Genomic DNA, 19,350 nt, shown 5'->3' with positions numbered 1-19,350 from the left:
TTAGGGCGCGGCCCACCTTAACAGCCTTAACAAGCATTAATGCTTAAGCGTCTTAGCACGCGCACGGCGACCTTGACCAAAGGCTTGGGTAATCCGGTCAATAATAATCGCTACAATAACGATAGCCGTACCCGCCTGCAAGCCTTGGCCGATATTTAAGGTCTGAATAGACTGCAGTACGTCCTCACCGAGACCAGGGGCGCCAATCATAGAGGCCAACACCACCATGGACAGCGACATCATCACGGCTTGGTTAATACCCGCCATGATACTGGGTAGTGCCTGTGGCAACTTGATCCACACTAGCAGCTGCTTATGATTACTCCCAAAAGAGCGGCCGGCTTCAATCATCTCGTGGTTCACCTGGGTAATGCCGAGCATGGTCAGACGAATCAGCGGCGGCAAGGCATAAATAACCGTAGCAAAGAGCGCAGGCACCTTACCGATACCAAATAACATCAGCACCGGGATTAAATAAACAAAGCTGGGCATAGTCTGCATGACATCGAGCACTGGGGTGATAATGCGGCGTAGCCATTTGCTACTGGCCATCCCAATACCGATAGGAATACCGATGACGATGGTAATAAGGACGGAGACAATCAGCAGCGCTAAAGTCTCAATGAGAGCTATCCATAATCCGAAAGCTCCGATGAGGAATAGTCCGGCCGCACAAGCGATAGCAAACCAAATCTTACGGGTACTTACCCACGCCAGCGCTGCCACTAACGCTATGATTAACCAAGGGGGAAACAGACCTAATAAAGACTGAATGGGGAGTAATAAATAGGTCAAGGTCAGTTGGCTAAGACTGCGAAATATCTCACCGTAGTTCTGTACCACATTGCTCAAGGTCTGATTGAGTGGTTGCTCTAATGACCAAGAAGGGAACCATTGAAAAGCCTGATTAGCTACCACAGCGTCGCTACTAACCTCACCCGTTAAGGTAATTCCTAAGCTACTGGCAATACGCTCGGCTGCGTCTGGCTCTACCCAATTCTGCCAGACTTCAGGATGTGCTTTTAGAAACAATAACGCCTGTTCATCGCCATCGCGCTTATTTTCACTCATCTCCAAAATAGCTTGGTTGAGGGCACCGGGGCTGAACTGCACCTGCTTAAACAGGTTTGCCAGTTCGGGGTAATCATTGGCAAAAGGCGTCGATACCGCCACGCCGAGCTGCGATACTGGGAAACCCGAAACGCAATCTTTTTGACCATTGGCCTCTAATAAATCGTTCCAACAGGTCTCATCATACTGAGGGAAATCAAGCGCTGCAAAGTCGTATTTGGCCATCAACCCTGTGGGCTGCCAGTAGTAAAATAGTAAAGGTTTTCTTTGCTCAAACGCCGAAGAAATCTCCGCATCGAGCGCTGCACCAGTACCTGGATGGACATTATTAAACTGTTTCTCTAAGCCGGTATTCTTTAGCAAGCGAGTATTAAAGACCTCGCACGTCCATCCCGTAGGACAGTTCATAAAGCGGGCGCGACTCGGGTCTTCCGGGTCTTTGAAAAGCTCGGCATACTTAGGCAAGTCTTGATAAGTCTTGAGGCCAGGATTGTCTTCTAGCACATATTTAGGAACGTACCAGCCTTGCGTCGCCCCGCCCTTTAAGGTATCGCCAATCACCGCCACATCACCAGCCGCAATCGCCTTTTCCATAATCGGCGACCGCCCTACCCACTGCTCGCCAATGACTTGAATGTCATTCTGCGATAACGCGGTCTCAAGCGCAGGTCCCGCTCCCGGCACCTCTTCTACCGGACAGTTATAACCCTCCTCCGTGAGGTATTTGAGCACGCCGGTAATGAACTGGCCACTCTCCCACGTCAAGGAGCCAAATTTAACCGGCGCAGTACAAGCGGCCATAGCCGGCGTGGCTAAAAAGACTGTAAACAGGGCTAATAAACTAGCAGCAAGCCATTGGCGCATCAGAGCTCTCACAAGAGTAATCAAGTCAGCAAAAGTGTACCATTTAAACTTTGCTTTAGGGGCTACTGCTATGAAGATATGCTTAAACCCTAGCCGGTTTATACAAGCGTTATACGGCCAGCCAGCTTATTAAGCCTTTAACTATTTTAGGATTATAGCCAATGACAGACGCAAAAAAGCAGCCGCTAACGACTGCTTTTTTTATTACTTTCGAGCCTCATAATTCAGTGAGAAAACTGGTGCTGCTAATAGCTATTTACTTGATAAATAATCCAATGCCTTTTTTGAACAGGGCTCCGTATGGCGGCAACAGCAGATTCATGCCATTCAAACGTGACTGCACGAATACAGGCTTCATATGGCTAAAACGCTCAAAGCCCACTTGGCCATGATAGGCCCCCATACCTGAGGCACCGACACCGCCAAACGGGATGTCATGCTGGGCCACATGCATAATCACTTCGTTAACACACATGCCCCCTGAAACCGTGTGTTCGCGAATATAATTAATATCCACATTATCGTGACCAAAGATATATAACGCTAAGGGACGCGGACGCTGATTGACAAAATTTACGGCTTCACGAACTTGATCGTAATGGATCAGCGGTAAAACCGGGCCAAACAATTCATCTTGCATAGCATCGCTATCTAAAGGCGGCTGCTCCAAGACAACAGGCGGCATAAACTGGGTAGTCTCATTGGCCGGCACCTCTGTCAATTCATGGATACAGCTGCTATCGAGCTGCTCGAGGTAACCCTGAATGCGTTTAAACTGTGCACCGTTGATCACACAGCTATAGTCTTTATTATTAGCAATATCAGGGTAATGCGTAGCCACCCAATCTTTGGCCAATTGAATAAACTGCTTATGATGGCGCTTATTAATTAAGACATAATCCGGTGCAATACAAGTCTGACCGGCGTTGATGGTCTTACCCATCATGATACGATTGACCGCAGCTTCAAGGTCGGCATTATCTAGGACAATAACTGGAGATTTGCCACCTAACTCTAGCGTGACTGGCGTCAAGTTTGGCGCAGCAGCGGCCATAATCTTTTTGCCCACGCTGGTCGAACCTGTGAATAATAAATGATCGAACGGCAGATGGCTAAAGGCTTGTGACATCTCCATCTCACCGAGGGCGACCGTGACCATATCCGCAGAGAAGTATTTGGCTACCGCTTCGGCAAAGGCTTTGGCGAAAGTCGGTACCGCTTCACTAATCTTGATCATGATACGGTTGCCCGCGGTCAACGCATCAATCATAGGCCCGATAGTTAAGTTTAACGGATAGTTCCACGGCACCATGATACCGACCACCCCTAATGGCTGCGGCTGAATTTCGTTATGCGCTGGCATATAGATAGCTGGGATAGGCATCCGGCGGGTTTTCATCCACGATTTACCGTGTTTTTTGGCATGGTTTATGCCCTGAAAACTGGTAAACAACTCAGCAAACTGGGTCTCACTGGCGCTACGATGACCAAAGTCAGCACTGATCGTCTCACAAAAAGTCTCTTTATTATCAATCAAGAGCGCTTCTAAGTTTTCTAGCTGTGCCCGGCGCTCTGACCAGTCTAAGATAGGCTGCTCACGGCTTAGGGTATAGAGATGCTCAAATTGGGCGCTAAGCTCATCTGTCGTATTAACGATACTTAGAGGCGTAAAATTCGGGTTAGCATGAGTTGTCATGATCTGATCCTTGATGTGATGACGGCTTAGGAGTATACCTAAGCGATAGATATAACTTTTATAGACCAATGAGGTTATGATGGACGGCTAGCTCAACGACGTCACCGGTCAATTAACACTTGTACATTTACAGTTGTCTATTTATTTATATTGCTAATACAACCACTTAACTTGCAAATTTCCATGCGAACAACGACTTTATAGTCAGTACAATGGCGTATGGGGAATTTAATCTAGCTCATTACCCCCTAGTAAGTAAAGCCTCATCTATTACATGGCTCGTCACGTTATTTTGTTGCTAAATATGTATAAATCTTTGAATTAAGCTGCAGCATCATGGCTGTTATAAAAATTATTATCAACTATTGTTAGCTAAAGTACAGGTTCAAAGTTCTAGCAAAGCCGTCTACCTAATGGCTTAATTAACAATAAAGGCACTGAGCTACGCTTATGCTGCCTAGTGATAGCCAAAGGTTTCATATAATATAGCTACTTAACTTAAAAAACCGCGTTGTACAGCCGGCTCAGTTCAGCATTGAGATGCTGCAAAGCAAATGCTTGCCAAACCCAAGCTAAAGACTGTGCAGCGGCATTTATTAGCCGTCATTTATTAGCCATCATCTAGCAGAGCCGTTATGACCCACGCCAGCCCCCTTGCCCACAGCCCATCTACTTGCATTAGCGAGCGTCTCACTCGTAAAAACCTACCACAAGCTGACTATGTGGCCACGCACACTGCTATGAGTGCGGACATCCTTGAGCGTATTCGCCTCGCTAAAGAAGACAATATTCAGACCCCCGATGAGCTGTGGATCGTCGAGCATAATGACGTTTATACCTTGGGACAGGCGGGCAAAGAAAGTCACATTTTGACGCGTACCAATACCCCCATTATCAAAACTGATCGCGGAGGTCAGGTCACTTGGCATGGTAAAGGTCAGTTAGTGATTTACTGGCTGTTTGATTTAAAAACCTTAGGGTGGAGTGTGCGGGAGCTGGTCTCCCATGCCGAGCAAGCGATTGAGGATGTGCTCAATAACTACCTGCAATCTCCGGAGCTATGTGCTAAGTTGCGTGCGCCCGAGTTGGCAGGCATGGCGTATGAATACTATGCCAGAGCCCGTAAGGATGCTCCGGGCGTCTATATCTATAGTCGTCCGCAGTGCCAGACTAGCGCAGTCGATAGCCCTATGGTCACTGATAAGGCTGACGGGGCTAGTCTTGATAGCCTAACAACCCCGCCAGAGATAGCCACGGATACCGACATTATGCTCGGTAAAATTGCTTCATTAGGCTTCAAAATTAAACATGGCATGAGCTACCACGGTATTGCGCTGAATTTGACCTGTGATCTCGATCCCTTTACGGCGATTAACCCTTGCGGCTATGCGGGCATGACCATGCTGCGCTTATGTGACTTCGTCGAGATGGACTATGAGGAAGTGACCGAGGCTTTAGTGGCTAATATTGCGGCGAGGCATCGGGGTGAGATTGCTTTAAGAGTGCCTGAGTCAGCATAGTCAGTAGCGCTAACCAAGTAAAGTCTTAGAGCTGGTATTTCAGACAGAACTCTCTACTTTGTGTTTCAGTAACGTGAGTCTTTATTGCCAGATAGTGTGAGTCTTTTTTTGCATATCAGCTCACCAGGATTGACTTAAGATTCGTGGGCAAATCGCTTATAAACTTGTTATACTCCTCCAGCGTAAAAACGGATGTTTTAACGAAACTTACCTCTTTTTTATTAGAGGCTACTTCGCAAAATTGCAGTAGCCTAATGACACGCAAACTATAAATTAACGGAGCATTCAATGGCAGACTTCAATAAAATCCTAGACGCAGGCGATGTCGATGGCGGTATTATCAATGTGGTTGTTGAAATTCCTGAAGGTAGCAACCAGAAAATCGAGTGGAACCGCGACCTTGCTGTATTTGAACTAGACCGCATCGAGCCAAAAATCTTCGCTAAGCCTTGCAACTATGGTTTTATCCCACAAACGCTAGATGAAGATGGTGATGAGTTAGACGTATTGATCATTACTGAGCATCCGCTAACGACCGGTATCTTCTTAAAAGCGAAAGTTATCGGTGTTATGAAGTTTGTCGATGACGGCGAAGTGGATGATAAAGTAGTCGTTGTCCCTGCTGATGACCGTAACAACGGTAATGCTTATAACAGCTTAGAAGACCTGCCTAAACAGCTTATCGGCCAGCTTGAGTTCCATTTCAACAACTACAAAGCCTTGAAAAAGCCAGGCAGCACTGTGGTTGAATCATGGGAAAATACTGAAGTCGCTAAAGAAGTGATTAAAGAAGCTATTCAGCGTTGGAAAGACAAATAGTCCATAGAGCCTTATTACCGCTCTGTCTCAAGACGACTTTCCCTAATCGCAATCATGTCTCATGGTTGCGATTTTTTATGGGCAATACGTTATGAACTACCGACCACCTATAGAGGTGGCGGTTTCTTAGGTAATACCCATACTTGATACGATGTTTTGTATCAGCGGTTAGGCAAATTGACTAAGCTAACTCCGTCACACCGACGGTTTTGAGTGTTGCCAGTTTTAATCCCTCATTTAAGATATTGATACTGGCATTAAGGTCACGGTTGTTTTTTTGCTGACAGTTTGGACACTGCCATTCCCGCATTTTTAATGTTAATTCAGCTTTGGCAAGGACATGATTACAGCCTGAACAGGTCTTAGAGGATGGATACCATCTGTCTATTTTAATGACCTCTTTGCCGTACCAATCAGCCTTGTATGTCAGCATAGTAACAAATGTAGACCATGAGCTATCACTGATTGACTTGGCTAATTTTCTATTCTTAACCATCCCCTTGACGTTCAAATCCTCAATCGCAATAAAGTCGTGGTTTTTGACAAGATTGAATGAGAGTTTGTGTAGGAAGTCTTTGCGAGTATTGGTTATTTTTTCATAAACCTTGGCAACTTTTAAGCGTTGCTTTTGGTAGTTGCTACTTTCAGACAGCTTGCGCTGCTGTGCCTTGGCAACCTCTCTGCGTTTGGCTAGTATTTTTTGCTCACGAGCTAATTTTCGCTCAAGTTTCGCTAAAAACTTAGGATTAGCAACTTTTGTACCGTCCGACAAGACGATGAAGTCTGTTAATCCTAAATCAATACCGATATTGGATTTGGTTTTTGGCAGCTCGTTGACGATGGTTTCAACTAAGATGCTGATATAATACTTACCTGATGATGTTCTGCTGATGGTGGCACTCTTAATAAGACCATTGACAGAGCAGTCTATCACAGCCTTAACATGACCAATTTTAGGCAGTTTAATTGTCGAATCAACAATAGCAACCGTCCCTTGTTGATTGTTGGTGGTGTAGCTGTCTCTCACGCCTTTTTTCTTAAACTTAGGGAAGCCTGCCCCGCTCTTAAAGAACTTGCTATAAGCACTGCGTAGGTTTTGTTGGACATTGGCCAATGCCAAGCTATCCACCTCTTTTAGCCACTCAAACTTTTTTTTGTATTGAGCAGGAGTATTTTTTAATTCAGTTTTAGCTGTTTTATAATGCTCAATCTTGTCATTAAGCATCTTGTTCCAAATAAAACGAGCACAGCCGAACGACTTAGCAAAGAATATCTGTTGCTCAGCATTGGGATACAGCCTAAATTTATAGGCTTTAAGTATTTGTTTATGGTTACTCATGCTCGCCTTGGCTCTGTATATACTGCTTAACAACAGCAAGCGGTGCGCCACCAGTTGTTAGCAAACAAAAAGACAGTGACCAAAACTTATCCTGCCACAGTTTTTCTTTGATACTAGGAAATTCTTTTTTAAGCAGTCTGCTACTGGCTGATTTGTAGGCATTGATAAACTTACTTATCTCAGTTTTTGGGTGTGCCTTGAATAGAATATGAACATGGTCTTTGTCATGATTCCACTCAACAACCTCTATCTTATAGTCGGGGGCAATGCGCTCAAAAATAGCTTTGGCTCGTTCTGAAATATCATCATCGAACACGTTGCGACGATACTTCACAACCAGTATAAGATGGTAGTTCAGCAGAAAGACTGAATGTGCATTTGTTTCTAATTCGTATGTCATATATATCTTGTGATTATTAAGACTGATTGTTGACTCTATCATTACGCAAAACGAGACGCAAGCAATAAACCGCATTCATCCCTCTACCTAAGAGGTGGGAGAATTCTGCTATAAAGGGTTAAAATATTAATAACACATTTTCAAAACCCGATTATGGGGCAAAAAATAGTAAAATAACCGCATTAGCCCCGCCCTCTTATCAACCCTGCTGTATGCGCTTACTTTACTACTAATCAAGGAACACTCCCATGTCTAGCCCTAAACTGCCCAAAGCTGTCGCTCAATTGGTCGAAAAAGGCAATTTCGTCGCTGCCATTAAGTCGTTGGCTGACGCCGAAAATATTAGCATGGGCGAGGCAAAAGACCGTATCGATGACTACGATTTGTATTTGAAAGCCAAGCAGCAACAGAAACTTAGCAGTATCGCCAATAAGCAAGGTATCCCGACGGGTGCGATGAACTTTAGTAATGACCCCGAGCCGGTCAGGCTAACCGAAGAACAACTGGAGGCCCGCAAGACCAGCTCACCTTTTGCGGCTTTAAGCTCTGGCTTGGACAATCGCTTGGACGATATGGGCTATAAAAAGCCGCTGCTGCCCTCTTGGGTCAAACGCGTGACGCTTATTCTTATCGTTATGGCGATTATCTTTTGGGGACTCTGGCGGGCGTTTGGCTAAGCCGCTGTAGTATTTAGGAATAAAAATCATAAAAAAAGAGCTACTTTATTTAGTAGCTCTTTTTTATTGTCTGCTTATTAGGTACTTATTAGTTATTGTTATCTCTAGCCCTAGTGATGCTCACCTGGTAGAATGCGGGCAAAGGCGCGCTGAGCCAGGTTAGGCTTTTTATCTGTGGTTTGGGCAGCCGTCGAGCTTGGGAATAGACGATAACCAATAGACTGAACCCCCACGTTAAATGCAGGCACCAAAGAATAGGTAGCCGAGGCCAGTTTGCCCATATTGCTGGCGATACTATTGGGTTTATCGACGATAGCTTTGGCGACCATCATCGCCGCTTCATCAGGGCTCAGAGCCGGCATATAACGGTAGAGTTTGGTCGGAGCAATCATAGGGGTGCGTACCAAAGGCATGAAGATATTGGTAATTTTAATATTATCTCCTTTGACCTCAGCAGCCAAGCAACGACTAAAGGCGTCCAACGCTGATTTTGAGGCGACATACGCACCAAACCGTGGACTATTGGCCAATACGCCGATGGAGGAGATATTCACAATCTGACCGGTCTTTCGAGCAATCATTACTGGTAGAAAACCAAGAATCATTTTGACCGCACCAAAATAGTTGATCTCCATAGTACGCTCAAAATCATGGAAGCGATTGACCGACTCATGCACCGATCGGCGAATCGAGCGCCCAGCATTATTCACTAAGACATCGACATGGTCGAAATCAGCAAGAATCTGCTGACTGACGGTCTCAATGGCATCCATATTGGTAAGGTCACAGGGGTAGTAGCTCGCCTTGCCACCTAACGCTTCAATACTGTCTTTAACTTTTTTGAGCTTGTCCTCAGTACGAGCCAATAAGATAACATGGGCACCGCACTCACTCAGCAAAAACGCTGTATGCTCACCAATACCACTTGAGGCACCGGTAATAATTATGTTTTTACCTTGAACGGCTTGGGTTATTGCTTTTTTTGAAGGGTTGGCCATCATGACTTCCTTTTCATTAGACTGATAGGGATTAATATTAAGCTATTAACATAAAGTTATAGCATAACAAAAAAGTATAACCTAAAGCCAAGAAAATTCGATAAATATTTAAACAAATCAGTTGTTTATATAAATATCTCAGAGTACAACCATACACTTTTGTAGCCAGCGACCCATCATTCATGGGCACTAAGAAACGCGTCCACGACTCTAAACTGCCCGGCTGTACTCTCTTCACCATACATCGCTTGGCGAAAGGCATTGGAATTGGGAATACCTGTGGTATACCAAGCAATATGCTTGCGGGCAATACGGCACCCTGAATACTCCCCATAAAACTCGTATAGCGCCTCTAGGTGGGTCAAGACAATCTGCTTAATCTCGGCCACCGTCGGTGCAGGTAATTGCTCTGCATTCGCTAAATAATGGGCTATGTCTCGAAACAACCACGGTTGCCCCTGCGCTGCCCGGCCAATCATCACTGCATCACAGCCGGTCATCTCATACACTTCTAGGGCTTTCTCCGCACTATCGATATCACCATTAGCGATAACAGGGATGCTTAGGCTATTTTTTACTTCGCGAATTAGCTCATAGCGCGCCTTGCCCGTATACATGTCTTCGCGAGTACGGCCATGGATAGCGATGGCTGCAACGCCAGCCTGTTCTGCGCGTTTGGCAATCCGTAGGATATTTTCAGCGCCATTCTCAAAGCCTAGCCGGGTCTTAAGTGTCACAGGGGCATCGACCGCATTGACCGCAGCATCAAGCAGCCGAGCGACCAAGTCTTCGTCTTGCAGCAGCGCCGAACCCGCTAGCCTACGGCAGACCTTTTTAGCGGGGCAGCCCATATTAATATCCACTATTTGTGCGCCATTGTCTATCTGATATCTGGCTGCCTCAGCGAGCTTATCCGGCTCAGCCCCCGCTATCTGCGCCGAGATAGGGGCAATCTCCCCATCAAAATTGGCCCGATATAGCGACTTCTTACGCGCATATAACGCCGTATCGGCAATGATCATCTCGCTAACCGCATGCCCTGCGCCAAAAGACTTGCAGAGTTTGCGAAAAGGATTGTCGGTCACGCCAGCCATGGGTGCCACTATCAGACGATTTTCTATCGTCAACCCACCAATATTTAATGGGGTTAATAGCGGGTGTGGCGACTCGCCACGCAAATCATGAGAGGGCGTGGTAGCGGAGATGCTATCAGCAAGTGCTGCAGGGGAAAGCGACGTTAAAATTTTAGACATAAAAAACGGCTTGTGCCAATGGTGAACAAGCCGTTATTGTAAGTATTGCTAAGTTTAATTCAAGGGTTATTTATCAAACACACTGCCCTGCTCTAGGGTAATATCATCATCATGCTGCTGCATCCGCCATGGCAAAGTGTCCGGCGACATCGTTAAGAAGTGCAAATACTTCTCAAACTGGTCGATGATATCGTTGATGATAGAGTCGGCTTGATACCCATATAAATCATAGGTCTGGCCACCGCGGCGCAGATACACTTCGGCACGGTAATCATGCTTTTGTAGCACGCTGCTGCGCTTAGGACTGGCACCGCCTTTATTAGCGCCAGCACCGCCTTTCGCAGTATTAGGAGCATCGATATAATAGTCTGGTGCGGCATACTCAGATAAGCGCACCTCGTACCAAAACTCCACATCGCTGCCACGGCGTAACTCAAACACTGCCCGATTATTCAACTCATCATAATTCACGTCAGGTGACCAACCGGTCTCAGCAAACTTAGCGGCGACCTCATTCATAGCGAATAGCACAGTACCTTGGATATAGCTGAGCACCTTATCGCGGGTCGGTTGGTCGGTCATATAATCAATACGATCGCGCCAGGCTTCTAACTTTAACAGATGCGGTGGCAGATGGTTGTCGTTAGCTAGGCTTTCATTGCGGTGCCCTTCAATACGTAGCGCCCGCCACATCCCAAACATAGCCAACATCATAATCATGGCAAAGGGTAAAGCACTTACGATAGCTGCAGTTTGTAGTGCCGTCAGACCCCCTGCTAATAACAGTACAGCAGCTACCGCGCCCTCAGTGACCACCCAAAACGTACGCTGCCACCAAGGTGTATCAGTACGGCCGCCAGCGGCTAGCGCATCAATAACTAGCGAGCCTGAGTCTGATGAGGTGATAAAAAAGGTAACAATCAGCAATACCGCAAGCGAGGACACCACTTCAGTAAACGGTAGATTCTCTAATAGCTTAAACAGAGCAATAGCTTGGTCGGCTTGCACTTCAGCAATCAGCGAGTTATAGCCGTCCACCATAACCATATGTAGCGCCGTGTCCCCAAAGACCGCAAACCAAAAGAAAGTGAAAATGGTGGGGACCAGCATGACCCCTAAAATAAATTCACGGATGCTGCGACCGCGACTGATTTTAGCAATGAACAGCCCGACAAAAGGTGCCCATGAAATAGTCCAAGCAAAGATAAATAATGTCCAGCTGCCGATCCAATCATTACTGCGGTAGGCTTGTAGGCTAAAAGTACGCTCAACAATATTGCCTAAATAGCTGCCAGTATTCTCCATAAAGGCATTAAGAATAAAAATACTTGGACCCACGATAAACACGAATAACATCAGCGAGGTGGCTATCACCATATTTAAAATAGACAGCCTTTTTACCCCTTTATCCATACCCGCTAATACCGACACCAAGGCAGCTGCGGTAATCAAAACAATCGCGATGACCTGCACCGTGCTACTCACAGGTATCATATCTGGTAGTAGATAATTCAAGCCCGCATTAATCTGCGCGACAGAAATACCTAGGCTGGTGGCCAGCCCAAATAGCGTGCCCAAAATAGCAAACACATCCACCGCATGGCCGATAGGGCCATAGATTTTATCGCCGATCAGAGGGTACAGAGTCGAGCGCATAGACAAAGGTAAACCGTGACGATAAGCAAAGTAAGCTAGCGTTAAAGCCACCACCCCATTAATGGCCCAAATATGAAAGCCCCAGTGGAAATAAGCAATTTGCATCGCCTCTTTTGCCGCTGCAATAGTCTGCGGATCGGATAATGGCGGCGCAGCAAAGTGAATGACCGGTTCGGCGACCCCATAAAATAGTAAGGCAATGCCATAACCTGCCGAAAACAGCATGGCAAACCATTCTGCAAAATTATATTCGGGCTTAGAATGGTCAGGCCCCAAACGGATGCTGCCATAAGAGGAGAAGGCAATAGCGACCAGAAACACTAAAAAAGACGCGGTGGCCAGCATATAGAACCAGCCGAAAGTCTCAGTGGTAAAGCTCAATACCTCACTGAATATCTCACCAGCCGCTCCTGGATTAAGGGACGTGCCAACGACCAGCAATAGCATAATGACTGCCGTGGGGATAAACACGGGCAGCAAAATAGTGGATCGTGGTAATTTGCTCATAAAACGGTCTCAAAAAATCGTGAATTTAAATAGGCGGCAATACTCCTTGATTCTTCTTATTTTTTCAAACAAATTTTTGGAAATTTTGTTAAATAAGAACCGCCCTTTTGCCCAATAAAAAGGCAACCTTTGCAGCTGCCTTATTATTTATTCAATTACTTATTCAAGTACATATTACTTATTCAACATTCATGGGCTATTTATCAAACACACTGCCCTGCTCCAGCGTAATGTCATCATCATGCTCCTGCATGCGCCAAGGTAAGATATTGGGCGAGATGTCAACGAAGTGCAGGTATTTTTCGAACTGGTCAATAATATCGTTAATAACCGATTCGGATTGATAACCATATAAATCATAAGTCTGACCACCACGGCGCAGATAGACTTCCGCACGATGATGATGCTCTTCTGGCAAGCCTTTGTTCATGTCTTCCGTATAATAATCCGGGACTTCGTACTCTGATAAGCGCACTTCGTACCAGAATTCAACGCTATCACCCCGTCTTAACTCAAACACAGCGCGGTTATTCACCTCATCATAGTTCACATCAGGCAGCCAACCAGTTTCTGCAAACTTCTCCGCGACTTCAGTCATTGACGTTAGTACAGTGCCTTGGATATAACTAAGCACCTTCTCGCGGGTCGGTTGGTAGGTCATGTAGTCAATACGATCGCGCCAAGCCTCTAGTTTTAGTAGATGCGGTGGCAAGTGGTTATTATTAACCAAACTTTGGTTGCGATGCCCTTCGATACGTAACGCGCGCCACATCCCAAAGGTCGATATCAAGATGATGATAGCAAAGGGTAAAGCACTAACGATAGCCGCCGTTTGCAAGGCCTCTAGGCCACCAGCGATGAGCAGAGCAGCCGCTACAGCGCCTTCCGTGACCACCCAAAACGTACGCTGCCACCATGGCGTATCGCTACGACCACCCGCGGCTAAGGCATCAATAACTAGCGATCCTGAATCCGACGAGGTGACAAAAAAGGTGATAATCAACAATACCGTCAATGACGAGACGATCTGCGTAAACGGAAGCTGTTCTAATAATTTAAATAAAGCAATGGCTTGGTTATTCTGCACTTCACTAATTAGCGAGGTATAGCCATCCACCATAATCATGTGTAGCGCGGTATCGCCAAACACTGAAAACCAAAAGAAAGTAAACAAGGTGGGCACTAACATCACGCCCAAGACAAATTCGCGAATCGTACGGCCACGGCTGATTTTCGCAATAAATAGGCCGACAAAAGGCGCCCAAGCAATCGTCCAAGCAAAGATAAATAGCGTCCAACTGCCAATCCAATCGCTCGATTGATAGGCTTGCAGGCTAAAGGTACGCTCAACGATATTGCCTAAATAGCTACCCGTATTTTCCATAAAGGCATTAAGAATAAAGATGCTCGGGCCTACGATAAACACGAACAACATTAGCGCAGTAGCCAAGACCATATTGAGAATAGAGAGCCTTTTGACCCCTTTATCCATACCTGCCAGCACGGAGACTAAGGCAGCGGCTGTTACTAACACGATGATAATCACCTGTACGGTAGTGCTCACTGGCACCATCTCTGGCAACAAGTAATTTAAGCCGGCGTTAATTTGCGCTACCGATAGTCCTAAACTGGTCGCAATACCGAACATGGTACCCACAATCGCAAACACATCCACGGTATGGCCAATGGGGCCATGGATTTTATCGCCAATTAAAGGATAGAGCGTCGAGCGGACCGATAAAGGCAAACCATGACGAAAGGAGAAATACGCTAAGGATAAACCTACTACGCCGTAAATCGCCCAGATATGAAAGCCCCAATGGAAATAAGCAATTTGCATCGCTTCTTTCGCGGCGGCAATAGTTTGCGGCGTGGATAACGGGGGACTGGCAAAGTGTAGTACGGGCTCGGCAACCCCGTAAAACAGCAAGGCAATCCCGTAACCGGCTGAAAATAGCATGGCGAACCATTCTAAAAACTTATACTCAGCCTCTGCATGATCGGGCCCTAATTTAATACTGCCATAAGGCGAAAACGCTAAGGCAATAATAGACATTAAAAAGATGGCAACCGCCAACATGTAAAACCAACCGAAAGTATCGGTGGTAAAAGCCAGCACCTGACTGAATAGTTCGCCAGCAGCGACTGGATTTACCGCGGTGCCAATGACCAATAGCAGCATAACAGCGGCGGCTGGGAGAAAGACCGGTAATAAAATGGTGGAACGGGATGATTGACTCTTCATAAAGATGTTCTCATTAAAATAGACCTCTTAAGGCGACGATTCAGGCCAATGCAGCCCAGTCGCTTAAAAAGTTATATTCTCAAAGTGTTAAAGTATTTTTCAAATTTGCAACAGGCTATAAAAGACACGACTCTGTACAGAGCCATTACGGACAATAAGCCGTATGGTCAAAATTCGCCCTGAGTGATAATTGACAGTGACTAGCGAATAATTGCTAGCTATAAGAAAGGTTTACCACAAACGCCTTATAAACCCCAGAAATGTCGCCGGTTTGTAACATTACTTTAACGTTCATTACATCATTATTACCAAGCAATAAAAAAGGCAACTTGTTAGTTGCCTCTTTTATAGTTATTGATAATATTTACCGAGAAATGTCTATTGCCAGTAGTGCTTTATATTATTTTGCATTTAAGCATTGATGATAGCGGCCAATTGTTTCGCCTGCTCAGCCAGCTCGTCTTGATTGGCCATCGTAACCGCATGCTTGCCAAGCTCATGGATACTAGAGGGAATCAAATGGACATGGTAATGAAATACCGTCTGCCCTGCTTCTGAGCCGTTTAGCTGCATCTGGATAATACCATCACGTTCAAATACTTGGCGCTGCGCCTGCAGGACTTTTTTGGCGGTCATAAACACCGCACTGGCGTATTCAGGCTCCAAATCACTTAGCTCGACCGCTTGCTGCTTGGGGATTACCAAGACATGGCCTTTGGCTTGCGGCATAATATCCATGAAAGCCAAGGTCTTATCATCTTCGTAGACCTTGTGGCAAGGGATCTCACCTTTGAGCATTTTGGCAAAAATATTGCCTTCTTCATAAGTTTTAGTCGTTTGGGTCATCACGTACTCCTTGTGTTATATTGCCTACATCTTAGAATTAGCACTAAATATGAGCTAAATAATAGCTGAATAAGAACTAAGATAAAAATCATCATTAAAAACAGCTCAAACTCTAGCATAGATAGGCCATTAAACCCAATAATGGCGCAAGTCATTTACCAATACTATGCGGTCGCTCAGTCTAGCCAAACTGCATTGATAAAGCCTGTCGATGCCCTAATTATATAAGTTACCGCCCAGACCACTCTTATAAAAGTAGCGAAACTATGATTGCAGCAGACACCACGGACGTAACCCCTTCATCTTTTTCAATACCTGCCAACACTCTATGGCTTAACGAGTTGCTAATTGATGCCTCTATTAAATGGCAAGTACACAATTGCAAAATCACTGATGAGACCGTGACGCAAGATGCCACATTGCCGTTTTTATATCACTATGATACTTTAAGTGCCGATTTAAAGGCGGCGCATCCGCTGACCCCTGCTCTCTTAAAACGCTTTAATGAGCCTATGTCGGCCGCTGAAGCTGCGTACCTTTTGCAGCTGCCTGTCGCTACTATTCCCGCGCCATGGCAAGTCAAGGTCATTGGCACCTTAGTGCTGTTTTCTGAGTCGCTACAAATTGCGGTACGCTTAAGGTTTACCAATACCGCCAAGGCATTAGAGCCTATTTATATTAGCGATAAAACTCAGGCGGTGGCTCAGGCGATGCAGACTTGGCACTTCTTTAGCGATGTCTTCGTGTTGAATAAATGCGCTAAGCCTATAGGAGTATTGCCAGCGGAATCTTATGCTAGTACGCTCATAGGGGCTAACGATGCTGACCATCAAGCCGCTGCTATAAACACTGCTACCATCGATACTGAAACAACTGGTAATACTGAGGCGACTCACGACTCTAGTCGCTATTCTCATAACGCCAATAGTGTTGCTAATGTTAATAGTACGAATAGTGCTAGCAATGACGCTACCGGTCTGTTGGATGAGCGCGCATTACTGCAAAACACGGCGCTATTATTGCCACGAGAAAATCAGTATCAGCACTTGCAACCGCGTTATGCCGTCGCCTTATTGAGCGAACTTGAAGCGCATAAAGCCGATCTACCTGAACTGGATAAAGCTATACAAGCTCGGATTGCCTAGGCCGTATAACTTTTAATTATGAAATAGTTATTTATTCAGACCTATAGCTTGGCGCCGTTCTTAGGTACAATAAGGTATTAGATATAATATTTGATGAAATGGCATGTTTTATTAACTAGCATTGTCTTTAAATAGCCTATTTTTATTAACTAGGGTTATACCGTAAAACTCCACCTCGCTCGATAGTTATCTTATTCCTAAGATTATTATACAGCTCAAGCGCATAACACGGTCATGCGCTGCATTGGCTTTATCTTGTTTAGCCCTAACATTATCAGAAAGGACATCTCATGGACTACCGCTCAAAAACTTCAACTGGCGGCCGTAATATGGCCGGTGCTCGTGCCCTATGGCGTGCTACAGGTATGACTGACGGCGACTTTGGCAAGCCTATTATTGCCATTGCCAACTCATTTACTCAGTTTGTACCGGGTCACGTGCATCTAAAAGACTTAGGGCAGATGGTCGCGCGTGAGATTGAAAAAGCTGGCGGTGTCGCAAAAGAGTTTAATACTATCGCAGTCGATGACGGTATCGCCATGGGTCACAGCGGTATGTTGTATTCCTTGCCGAGTCGCGATTTAATTGCCGACTCTGTCGAATACATGGTCAATGCTCACTGTGCCGATGCCTTAGTGTGTATTTCTAACTGCGATAAAATCACCCCAGGTATGTTGATGGCGGCTATGCGCCTAAACATCCCGGTAGTATTTATTTCAGGTGGCCCAATGGAAGCCGGCAAAATCTTAGCCAGTACCGTCGGTAAAAGCCATAATAGTGAAGACAGTGATGGTAGCGCCATCCGTAAGTTAGACCTCGTCGACGCGATGATGGACGCGGCTGATGACAATATTAGTGATGAAGATGTCGCCGCTATCGAAGCCTCCGCTTGTCCTACTTGTGGCTCATGCTCGGGCATGTTCACCGCCAACTCGATGAACTGCTTGACCGAAGCCTTAGGTCTAGCCTTGCCGGGTAATGGCTCACTATTGGCCACCCACTCGCTACGTCGCGAGCTGTTCTTGGAAGCGGGCCGCACCATCGTAGCCCTAGCCAAACGTCGCTATGAGCAAGATGATGATTCGGTACTGCCGCGCTCTATCGCCACCAAAGCCGCTTTCGAAAATGCCATGACCCTAGATATCGCTATGGGCGGCTCTACCAATACTATTTTGCATTTATTAGCCGCTGCCAATGAAGCGGAAGTTGACTTTAAAATGCATGATATCGACCGTTTAAGTCGCAATGTGCCTTGTTTATCTAAAGTCGCCCCAGCCTCACAAAAATATCACATGGAAGATGTGCACCGTGCTGGCGGCGTCTTTGCGTTATTGGCTGAGCTCGATCGTGCCGGCTTGCTGCATACGGACTTGCCGACTATCCACAGTGCTACGATGAGAGAAGCTATTGATAAATGGGATATTATGAATCCTGACAATGCTGAAGCACGCGCCCGCTATATCGCAGCACCAGGCGGCATCCGTACTACTGAAGCCTTCTCACAATCGCAAGAATGGTCAAACCTTGATGTCAACCGCGAGTCAGGCTGTATTCGTAGCGCCCAACACGCCTATTCTACCGATGGCGGCCTAGCGGTATTATACGGTAATATCGCCGAGCGTGGCTGTGTAGTCAAGACCGCTGGCGTTGATGACAGCATCCTAGTCTTTACCGGTCGTGCACGTATCTTTGAATCACAAGATGATGCAGTAGCGGCTGTGCTTGCGGATCAAATCGTCGCGGGCGATGTGGTCATCATCCGTTACGAAGGCCCTAAAGGTGGCCCAGGTATGCAAGAAATGCTGTACCCAACCACTTACTTGAAATCAAAAGGTTTAGGCAAAGAGTGCGCGCTACTCACTGATGGTCGCTTCTCGGGCGGTACCTCGGGATTATCCATTGGTCATGCCAGCCCAGAAGCGGCTGAAGGCGGCGCTATCGGTCTAGTACAAGAAGGCGATACCATCCATATCGACATCCCTAACCGTACTATCAACATGCAGGTCAGTGATGCTGAATTAGCCGCGCGTCGTGAAGAGATGGAGAGTCGCGGTAGCAAAGCTTGGAAGCCAGTGAGTCGTGAACGTTATGTCACGCCTGCGCTACGAGCCTATGCCGCAATGACCACCAGTGCCGATACTGGTGCTGTCCGTGATGTCAGTCAAGTCGAGCGTTAATAGCTTTAGACTTAGGGTCACGCGAGCCTAGTCTTAGCAAGGCTATAATTTTTAAAAAAGTAAAATCTCAGAAGCAAGTCAGTCTTTACTGGCTTGCTTTTTTTATTGCTAAATTTGTCTACAAAGCGTGTATATTT

Annotated in this window: 14 protein-coding genes; 5 read left to right on the top strand and 9 right to left on the bottom strand. The window is 46.0% G+C overall.

Annotation, left to right across the window (positions count from 1 at the left end; all coding sequences use genetic code 11):
* Nucleotides 1–36 precede the first annotated feature (36 nt).
* Complete coding sequence (locus tag ACZ2XM_RS07750) at nucleotides 37–1,935, bottom strand: glycine betaine ABC transporter substrate-binding protein (protein ID WP_490587820.1); 1,899 nt, start codon at nucleotides 1,933–1,935, stop codon at nucleotides 37–39.
* Nucleotides 1,936–2,191: 256 nt separating this feature from the next.
* A complete protein-coding gene (locus tag ACZ2XM_RS07745; protein WP_490587819.1) occupies nucleotides 2,192–3,631 on the bottom strand; it encodes a coniferyl aldehyde dehydrogenase in 1,440 nt (479 codons plus the stop codon).
* Between the two features lie 635 nt (nucleotides 3,632–4,266).
* Here ACZ2XM_RS07745 and lipB point away from each other — a divergent pair.
* Both lipB and ACZ2XM_RS07735 read left to right on the top strand, forming a co-directional pair.
* Complete coding sequence (gene lipB, locus ACZ2XM_RS07740) at nucleotides 4,267–5,151, top strand: lipoyl(octanoyl) transferase LipB (RefSeq protein WP_490587818.1); 885 nt, start codon at nucleotides 4,267–4,269, stop codon at nucleotides 5,149–5,151.
* Nucleotides 5,152–5,439: 288 nt separating this feature from the next.
* Nucleotides 5,440–5,970 carry an inorganic diphosphatase gene (locus ACZ2XM_RS07735; RefSeq protein WP_490587817.1) on the top strand — a complete coding sequence of 177 codons (531 nt, stop codon included), beginning with the start codon at nucleotides 5,440–5,442 and terminating at the stop codon, nucleotides 5,968–5,970.
* 181 nt (nucleotides 5,971–6,151) lie between these two features.
* Here ACZ2XM_RS07735 and tnpB read toward each other — a convergent pair whose 3' ends face one another.
* Together tnpB and tnpA are read right to left on the bottom strand one after the other, a co-directional pair.
* Nucleotides 6,152–7,309 (bottom strand): IS200/IS605 family element RNA-guided endonuclease TnpB, encoded by a 1,158-nt coding sequence (tnpB, locus tag ACZ2XM_RS07730; protein WP_490587816.1) that lies wholly within the window; start codon nucleotides 7,307–7,309, stop codon nucleotides 6,152–6,154.
* Nucleotides 7,302–7,709 carry an IS200/IS605 family transposase gene (tnpA, locus tag ACZ2XM_RS07725; protein WP_490587815.1) on the bottom strand — a complete coding sequence of 136 codons (408 nt, stop codon included), beginning with the start codon at nucleotides 7,707–7,709 and terminating at the stop codon, nucleotides 7,302–7,304. Before tnpA ends, tnpB begins: the two co-directional genes overlap by 8 nt.
* 248 nt (nucleotides 7,710–7,957) lie before the next feature.
* Between tnpA and ACZ2XM_RS07720 the strand changes: the two genes are divergently transcribed.
* Nucleotides 7,958–8,386, top strand: a complete 429-nt coding sequence (locus ACZ2XM_RS07720) for a hypothetical protein (protein ID WP_490587814.1) — start codon at nucleotides 7,958–7,960, stop codon at nucleotides 8,384–8,386.
* A 110-nt stretch (nucleotides 8,387–8,496) separates the two neighbouring features.
* On the opposite strand, the gene ACZ2XM_RS07715 is transcribed toward ACZ2XM_RS07720, so the two are convergent.
* The 5 genes from ACZ2XM_RS07715 to ACZ2XM_RS07695 all read right to left on the bottom strand — a co-directional run bounded on the left by ACZ2XM_RS07715 (nucleotide 8,497) and on the right by ACZ2XM_RS07695 (nucleotide 15,891).
* Nucleotides 8,497–9,384, bottom strand: coding sequence for an SDR family NAD(P)-dependent oxidoreductase (locus ACZ2XM_RS07715; RefSeq protein ID WP_490587813.1), 888 nt, complete (start codon nucleotides 9,382–9,384; stop codon nucleotides 8,497–8,499).
* A 176-nt stretch (nucleotides 9,385–9,560) separates the two neighbouring features.
* Nucleotides 9,561–10,637 (bottom strand): tRNA dihydrouridine synthase DusB, encoded by a 1,077-nt coding sequence (gene dusB, locus ACZ2XM_RS07710; RefSeq protein WP_490587812.1) that lies wholly within the window; start codon nucleotides 10,635–10,637, stop codon nucleotides 9,561–9,563.
* 66 nt (nucleotides 10,638–10,703) lie between these two features.
* Nucleotides 10,704–12,800: a BCCT family transporter gene (locus ACZ2XM_RS07705; protein ID WP_490587811.1), complete on the bottom strand. Its 2,097-nt coding sequence runs from the start codon at nucleotides 12,798–12,800 to the stop codon at nucleotides 10,704–10,706.
* 196 nt (nucleotides 12,801–12,996) lie between these two features.
* A complete protein-coding gene (locus tag ACZ2XM_RS07700) occupies nucleotides 12,997–15,045 on the bottom strand; it encodes a BCCT family transporter (protein WP_490587810.1) in 2,049 nt (682 codons plus the stop codon).
* A 411-nt stretch (nucleotides 15,046–15,456) separates the two neighbouring features.
* Nucleotides 15,457–15,891 (bottom strand): HIT family protein, encoded by a 435-nt coding sequence (locus tag ACZ2XM_RS07695; protein WP_490587809.1) that lies wholly within the window; start codon nucleotides 15,889–15,891, stop codon nucleotides 15,457–15,459.
* A gap of 266 nt (nucleotides 15,892–16,157) precedes the next feature.
* Between ACZ2XM_RS07695 and ACZ2XM_RS07690 the strand changes: the two genes are divergently transcribed.
* Entirely contained in the window at nucleotides 16,158–17,036 is an 879-nt protein-coding gene (locus tag ACZ2XM_RS07690; RefSeq protein WP_490587808.1) for a hypothetical protein, read from the top strand.
* Nucleotides 17,037–17,326: 290 nt separating this feature from the next.
* The gene (ilvD, locus tag ACZ2XM_RS07685; protein ID WP_490587807.1) at nucleotides 17,327–19,213 is read left to right on the top strand and encodes a dihydroxy-acid dehydratase; all 1,887 of its coding nucleotides are present in this window, start codon (nucleotides 17,327–17,329) and stop codon (nucleotides 19,211–19,213) included.
* Nucleotides 19,214–19,350: the final 137 nt, after the last annotated feature.

It is taken from the genome of Psychrobacter sp. CoH-33_TS_01, assembly GCF_058189395.1.
This window is presented reverse-complemented; position numbering and strand designations above follow the sequence as displayed.